The following is a 6,816-nucleotide window of genomic DNA, read 5'->3' on the forward strand; positions in this document are numbered from 1 at the left end:
AGCCACCGCCCCTACCGTCGGCTGTGCCCGGGTGCGACGGAACACCGAATCCTGTCCGGTCGGCCCGGCGCCCGTGATAGCGATGGGAGGACGAGGGGAGGGGCCAGCCATGTCGCTGACCGGCCTGCCGCTGCTCATCGCGGTCGCCGTCCTCGCCGTCGGCGCCGCGGTCGTCACCGCCCGCACCTGGCACCGCCGCGGCCGCGGCCGGGCCCTCACCCGAGCGGCCGCCGTCCTGCTCACCGAGGTGCTCGCCCTGCTGGCCGTCGGCCTCGCGGTCAACCGGGCCGAGGGGTTCTATCCCACCTGGGGCGACCTGCTGCCCGCGGGCACCGGCCGCCACGACACCGAACCCGCCCGGGCCGGGCGCCTCGACCGCTGGCTCGCCAGCCGGAGTCCGACTCCCACCGCCCCCGTCGCGTTTCCGTGGCACCCGCCGCGCGGCGGCCGCTGGCCGGTCACCGCCACCCCCACCGTCGTCGTCCCCGCCGACTACCCGCAGCACCCCACCCGGCGGTACCCGGTGATCGCCGTCCTCGCCGACCACACCACCGGCCCCGGGGAGGCCACCGCCGCCCGCACGGTCGAGCAGGACACCGGGCCGGTGATCGTCGTGTTCACCCACCTGCGGCCCGGCGCCGGGCCGACCGTGCTCACCGAGGCCCTGCCCGCCGGCCTCGCCCGCGACCTGCGGGTCACCAGCCACAGCTGGGCGCTGATCGCCCCGGCCGACCTGACCGGGCTCGCCCGGGACGTCGTGCGCGCCGCACCCGCCCGCTATCCCGCCCTCGCTCTGGTCGACGACGCGCCGGAGCCCACCGGCCTGGCCGTCCCGCCCGACCTGCCCGCCACGGAGACCGTCGCCGTCATCGGCGCGTCCACCCACCACCCCGGCCGCCCCGCTGACCGGCTCGCCGTCGCCCTGCGCTGGGCGTGCCGGCAGACACCCGTACCTCTGGACGGGCCCGCGCCGCTGATCCCACCGCCCCCGCAGGCCGGCTCACCGAGCACCGGAGGCTGACCGTGGGCCCCGACAGCCTCGCCGCCGCGCTGACCGCCACCACCGTCGCGGTGGCCGCCGCGGTGCTGCTGTCCGCGCTCTGGGACCGCGGCGCCGGCGTCCGCCGCGCCGCCGTGCGCGCCGCCACCGCGCTGCTGTGCCTGCTCACCGCCGGCGCCGCCGCCGGGATCTGGGTCAACCGGCAGGTCGACACCTGGACCAGCTGGTCGGCGCTGCTCGGCCGCGACCCCGTCGCCACCACCGGCGCCGCCGCACCCGCCGCAGGCCACGGCGGGGGACGGCTGGTCACCCTCACCGTCGCCGGCGCCGCCAGCGGCCTCACCCTGCGCGTCCCCGCCTACCTGCCGGCCGCCTACGACCGGCAGCGCACCCAACGGTTCCCCGTCGTCGAGGCGCTGCACGGCTACCCCGGCTCACCCGCCGCCTGGCTCAACCGCCTCGCCGCGGCCCGGCACCTCGACCAGGAGATCACCGCGGGCCGGATGGCGCCCACCGTCGTGCTGTTCCCCCCGCAGACGCCCAGCCCGCTGCTGGACACCGAATGCACCAACCTGGTCGGCGGGCCGCAGGCCGAGACGTTCCTCACCGTTGACGTGCCCGCCGCCGCCGAAGCCCAACTGCGGGTGCGCACCGACCGCGCCGGCTGGGGACTGATCGGCTACTCCGCCGGCGGCTACTGCGCCACCAACCTCGCCCTGCGCCACCCCGACCGGTACGCCGCCGCCGCCAGCCTCTCCGGCTACGCCGACCCCGGCATCACCATCGGCGACGGCAGCGAACACACCCTCAACGACGACCGGTGGCGGCTGCGGCACCTGCCCCCACCCGCCGTCGCCCTCTACCTGTCCAGCGGCCGCGCCGACCGCACCGCCCACCACGACGCCGAGGCCCTGCGCCGGCTCGCCCGGCCGCCGCTGACCGTCACCACCACCTACGTCGACGGGGGCGGCCACAGCATGTCCGTCTGGGAAGCCGCCGAGGACCCGGCCTTCGACTGGCTCTCCGGTTGGCTGGGCCGCCCCGTCACCGTCACCTGAGCGGCGCCGCCGCCACCCGGCGCGGCGCCGGTCGACCTCAGGCCATCCCGGCCGCCCGCTCCGCCGCGCGCACCGCGTTGCGGAACAGCATCGCCACCGTCGTCGGACCCACCCCGCCGACCCGCGGCGTGATCGCCCCCGCCACCGCGGCACACGACTCGTCCACGTCCGGCAGCAGACGCCGCCCCTCGTAGCGGACACCGCCGCCGACCACCACCGCGCCCGGGCGCACGTGCTCCGGCTGGATGATGCCCGGCACGCCCGCCGCCGCCACCAGGATCTCCGCCCGCCGGGTGTAGCGGGGCCAGTCCGCCACCCCGGTGTGCACCACCGTCACCGCCGCGTTCGCCGTCGGCCGCTTCTGCGCCAGCAGCATCGCCAGCGGCCGACCCAACGTGGCCCCCCGGCCCAGGATCACCACCTCACGACCCGACACCGGCACCCCGTGGTACGCCAGCAGCGCCTCGATGCCCGCCGGCGTGCACGGCAGCGGACCCGGCAGGCCCAACGCCAGCCGCCCCATGTTCACCGGATGCATCCCGTCGACGTCCTTGTCCGGGTCGAGGACCTGCAACGCCCGGTCGTAGTCCAGATGCCCCGGGATCGGATGCTGCACCAGCACCCCGTGCACGTCCTTGTCGGCGTTGAAGTCCGCCAGCACCGCGTGCAGATCCGCCTGCGACGCCGACGCCGGCAGGTGCACGTGCGGGGACACGAACCCCAGCTCCGCCGCCTGCCGCTGCTTGATCCGGATGTAGCCGGCGCTGGCGTCGTCGTCACCCACCAGCACCGTCGCCAGCGCCGGGGTCACCCCGGCGGCGCGCAACGCCTGAACGGCCTCGGTGACCTCGGCCAACACCTGGTCGGCCACCGGCTTGCCGGACAGGATCCGGGCCGTCGTACCCGCAGAAGACATGGCTCACCTCGCCCGCGGAGGCCCAGGCGGTCGACCCCCGCGACGAGCTCCCCGATGGTTGCTGCCATCCCCGTGCCGCCAGTCGCGTCCGCGCTCAGCCTGCCACATCCCACCCGCCGATCGCACGCGACACCTCCCACCAGCCGGGCAGGGCCGCCAGCACCTCGTCGGCCCGCCGCCGCCGGTCGGCCGCCGACGCCACCCCCAGGTCCGCCACCGCCGCCTCGAACGCCGGCCGCAACGCCACCTCCCGCTGCGGCGCGTCGGCGGCCAGGATGGTGTGGCAGCGGGCGTACGTCGCCACGATCCAGAACATCGCCTCCCGGTGCGCGCCCGCCGCGACCAGCTCCGCGCCACCGTCCACCACCACCGGCCGCGCCGCCGCGGTGATGTCCGCGCCGAAGGCGAACGGCGTACGCGCCACCCGCGCCGCCTCGTCGAACGTCTCCGCCAGCCGGTTCAGGTGCTCCCGCACCCGGGCGGGGGACACCCCGCCACCGTCCAGCCAGCCGAGCAGTTCCCGGTACCGGGCGGACAGCCCGTGCTCGGCCAGCACCTGCCGCGCCAGCACGTACCGGCGGCGTACCGTCGGGTCCCGCCGCGCCGCCACCACCGGCAGCAGCGCCGTCAGCGAGGTGGGGAACAACCACGCCGTCACCTGCGCGTGCGGCGGCGCCTCATCGTCCAGCCGCCGTAGCCCGTCCTCGACGCGCCGGCGCAGCCCGGCGCACCGCCGCCGCACCCACCCCGGATCGGCGAACCCCGCCGCCACCCGCTCCCGGATCGCCGCCAGCCGGCCCGTCGGGTCCGCGATCACCGTGTCCGTACGGAACAGCGGCGCGAACACCCACGACCCGAGCACGTCGTCGGCCGACCCCAGGTCCGCCCAGGTCAGCTCGGTGACCTCCAGAAGCACCCCGCGGTGGCGGAACTTGCCCAGCTTCGCGCCCGGCTCGTCGCGCACCAGCAGCACGTCCACGTCGGACGACGCCGGCAGCGCCGCCGTGTCCGGCAGCGCCACGGTCGAGCCGCTGAACAACGCGCCCCGCACGGCCGGGTCACGGCGCATCCGCTCGCGTACCCAGTCGACCGCCACCGCCCGCGCCGCACCCACCCGCATCCCGCCGATGCTGCCATGACGCGATGGCCACGCCCCACGAGACCGGCCTGGCCCCGGGCCGGCCCTCCGCGACGCTCACCGAGCGCCGGCACCGGCGCGACTGTCGGCCGGTCGTACCCATGCCGCCCCGACGATATGAAAATGACAACCGATCGTAACTATGCTGCGGGCCGTTCCCCACCTTGAGGAAGGGCCCATGCCGCATCCGATCCGACGCACCATCACCATCGCCTCCGCGCTCGTCACGCTCGCCGCCGCCGGCTGCCTCGCCGGCCCCGCCCCGAACCACCCCACCGGGCAGCGGCTGCGCGTGGTGATGCTGCTGCCACCCCGGGCCGCGCTGTCCCCACTCAGCGACGACGCCTTCAAACTCTCCCGCCTCGGCGTCGCCGAAGCCCTCACCACCCTCGACGCCGACGGCACCCCGCAGCCGTCCCTGGCCGTGTCCTGGTCCCGCACCGACGACCGGACCTGGCGGTTCGCGCTGCGCGCCGGCGTCCGCTTCCACGACGGCACCACCCTCGACGCCGAACGCGCCGCCGCCTCCATCACCCGGGCGGCGACCGCCCGACCGAAACCCCGCATCCTCGACGGCGTCGACCTGACCGTCGCACCCGACGGCCCCACCACCCTCGTCGTGCGGACCGGAACACCCGATCCGCTGCTGCCGCAGCGCCTGTCCAGCCCGCAACTGTCCATCCTCGCCGCGAAGGCGTACACCGGCGACACCGTCGACCCGCGGCAGGCCGGCACCGGCCCGTTCGTGCTCACCCACCTCAACGGCACCCAGGGCGCCAGCCTCGACCGCTTCCCCGAGCACTGGGCCGGACGCGCCGCCGCGCCGGGCATCGACGTCGCCTTCGTCCCCGACGGCACCGCCCGCACCGCCGCGCTCCGCACCGGCGCCGCCGACATCGTCGAGGCGGTACCCGCCGCCCAGGCGGCGCTGCTCACCGCCGACACCTACCGCGAGGTGGCGATGCCACGCACCAACACCCTCTACCTCAACACCCGGCGCGGCCCCTTCACCGACCCCGCCATCCGCGCCGCCGCCCGCGCCGCGGTCCGCCGCGACGACCTCGTTCGCGGGGTGTACGAGAACCGCGCCGACCCCGCAGTCGGGCTGCTCGGACCCGCCCTGCCCTGGACCGCCGCCCGCCCCGCCCGCGCCCAGCACCCCGCCGCCCCCGTGCCCGGCCGAACGATCGTGCTGGCCACCTTCAGCGACCGCCCCGAACTTCCCGAAGTCGCCGCCACCCTCGCCCAACACCTGCAGGCCGCCGGCTTCACCGTGCGGCAGGTGGTCCGCGAATACGCCCACATCGAGACCGACGCCCTCGCCGGCCGCTTCGACGCGTTCATCCTCTCCCGCGCCACCATGCTCGACTCCGGAGACCCCGTCGCCTACCTGACCAGCGACTTCACCTGCCACGGCGGCTTCAACCTCGCCCAACTGTGCAACCCCACCGTCGACCGAGCCGTCGCCCGAGCCGGCGCGGAAGCCGACCTCACCGCCCGACGCGCCCGGATCCTCGCCGCCGAAAAAACCATCCTGGAAACCGACGCCGCCGTGCCACTGCTGCACGAACGCGTCATCCAAGGCAACCGGCCCGGCGTCGTCGACGCCGTGTTCGACCCCCGCGAGCGACTGCTCATCGGCCTCACCACCCGCGTCACCCAATGAACAGCAACCACACCCTGACCGCCGTCTCCCGGCTCGCCGCGGCCGCCGCCCTGCTCACCCTGATCAGCATGCTGCCCTGGCTGTCCGGCCGCGACCCCGCGCTGAGCATCCTGCGCGCCCAGTACGGCGAACGCGAACCCGACCCCGCCGCGCTCACCGCGATCCGCGACCGGCTGCACCTCGACGACGGCCCGCTGGCGCTGTCCCGCCGCTGGCTCACCGGACTCACCCACGGCGACCTCGGCACCTCCTGGGTGACCGGCCACCCCGTCGCACCCACCGTGTGGCAGGCCCTGGCAGTGTCGCTGACCCTCATGGGCGCCGCCCTCACCGTCGCCCTCACCATCGCCGCCCTGCTCACCAGCCGCCGCCTCCTACGCGGACACACCCAACCCCGCGCCGGCGCAACCGGCGCCGCCCTCGCCGCCGCACCCGAATTCCTCCTCGGCACGCTGCTCCTGCTCATCGGAGCGGTCTGGCTACGGTGGCTGCCACCGTACGGCTGGTCGACACCCGCACACCTCGTACTGCCCGCGCTCGCCCTCGGCATCCCCGCCGGCGGGCTGCTCGGCCGACTCGCCGACGACGCACTGCCCGGGGCGTACCGGGAGCCGTGGGCGCGCACCTGGCGCGCCGCCGGCCTGCCCTGGCGAACCCTCGCCCACGGCGCCCTGCGCCGCTGCCTACCGCCGCTGTTCCCGCAACTCGCCCTCGTCGTCGTCGGCCTGGTCGGCGGCGCCGTCGCCGTGGAGATCCTCTTCGCGATCCCCGGACTCGGCCGCGTCGCGCTCGGCGCCGCCACCGCCCAGGACCTGCCCCTGCTACAGGGCGCCGTGCTGATGCTGCTCGCCATCGCGGCCACAGCGGGCGGCCTCGCCGCCGCCACGCACCGGCTGGCCCTCGGGCCGGCCCACACCGCGGCGGCGCTCACCGCACCACCGCCACCGGACCCCCCCCCCCCCCCCCCCCCCCCGGCCCCCCCCGCCCCCCCCCCCCGCCCCCCCCCCCCCCCCCCCCCCCCCCGGCCCCCCCCCCGCC

6 protein-coding genes are annotated in these 6,816 nt (G+C 76.5%); 4 read left to right on the forward strand and 2 right to left on the reverse strand.

The genetic code is table 11. From position 1 onward, the window contains the following. The first annotated feature begins 109 nt into the window (after nucleotides 1-109). Nucleotides 110-1,021: a hypothetical protein gene (locus FXF52_RS27690; protein WP_148801269.1), complete on the forward strand. Its 912-nt coding sequence runs from the start codon at nucleotides 110-112 to the stop codon at nucleotides 1,019-1,021. A 2-nt stretch (nucleotides 1,022-1,023) separates the two neighbouring features. Beyond that, nucleotides 1,024-2,058 carry an esterase family protein gene (locus FXF52_RS27695; RefSeq protein ID WP_148801270.1) on the forward strand — a complete coding sequence of 345 codons (1,035 nt, stop codon included), beginning with the start codon at nucleotides 1,024-1,026 and terminating at the stop codon, nucleotides 2,056-2,058. 37 nt (nucleotides 2,059-2,095) lie between these two features. Here FXF52_RS27695 and FXF52_RS27700 read toward each other — a convergent pair whose 3' ends face one another. Together FXF52_RS27700 and FXF52_RS27705 are read right to left on the reverse strand one after the other, a co-directional pair. After that, complete coding sequence (locus tag FXF52_RS27700; protein WP_148801271.1) at nucleotides 2,096-2,974, reverse strand: bifunctional 5,10-methylenetetrahydrofolate dehydrogenase/5,10-methenyltetrahydrofolate cyclohydrolase; 879 nt, start codon at nucleotides 2,972-2,974, stop codon at nucleotides 2,096-2,098. A 94-nt stretch (nucleotides 2,975-3,068) separates the two neighbouring features. Next, nucleotides 3,069-4,094, reverse strand: a complete 1,026-nt coding sequence (locus FXF52_RS27705; RefSeq protein ID WP_148801272.1) for a hypothetical protein — start codon at nucleotides 4,092-4,094, stop codon at nucleotides 3,069-3,071. 196 nt (nucleotides 4,095-4,290) lie between these two features. On the opposite strand from FXF52_RS27705, the gene FXF52_RS27710 reads away from it, so the two are divergent. Next, complete coding sequence (locus FXF52_RS27710; RefSeq protein ID WP_222870709.1) at nucleotides 4,291-5,778, forward strand: ABC transporter substrate-binding protein; 1,488 nt, start codon at nucleotides 4,291-4,293, stop codon at nucleotides 5,776-5,778. After that, nucleotides 5,775-6,816: ABC transporter permease (locus FXF52_RS43900; RefSeq protein WP_148801274.1), on the forward strand; the 1,042-nt coding region annotated here is incomplete at its 3' end. The genes FXF52_RS27710 and FXF52_RS43900, both read left to right, overlap by 4 nt.

It is taken from the genome of Micromonospora sp. MP36 (assembly GCF_008119785.1).
Classification (GTDB): Bacteria; Actinomycetota; Actinomycetes; order Mycobacteriales; family Micromonosporaceae; genus Micromonospora.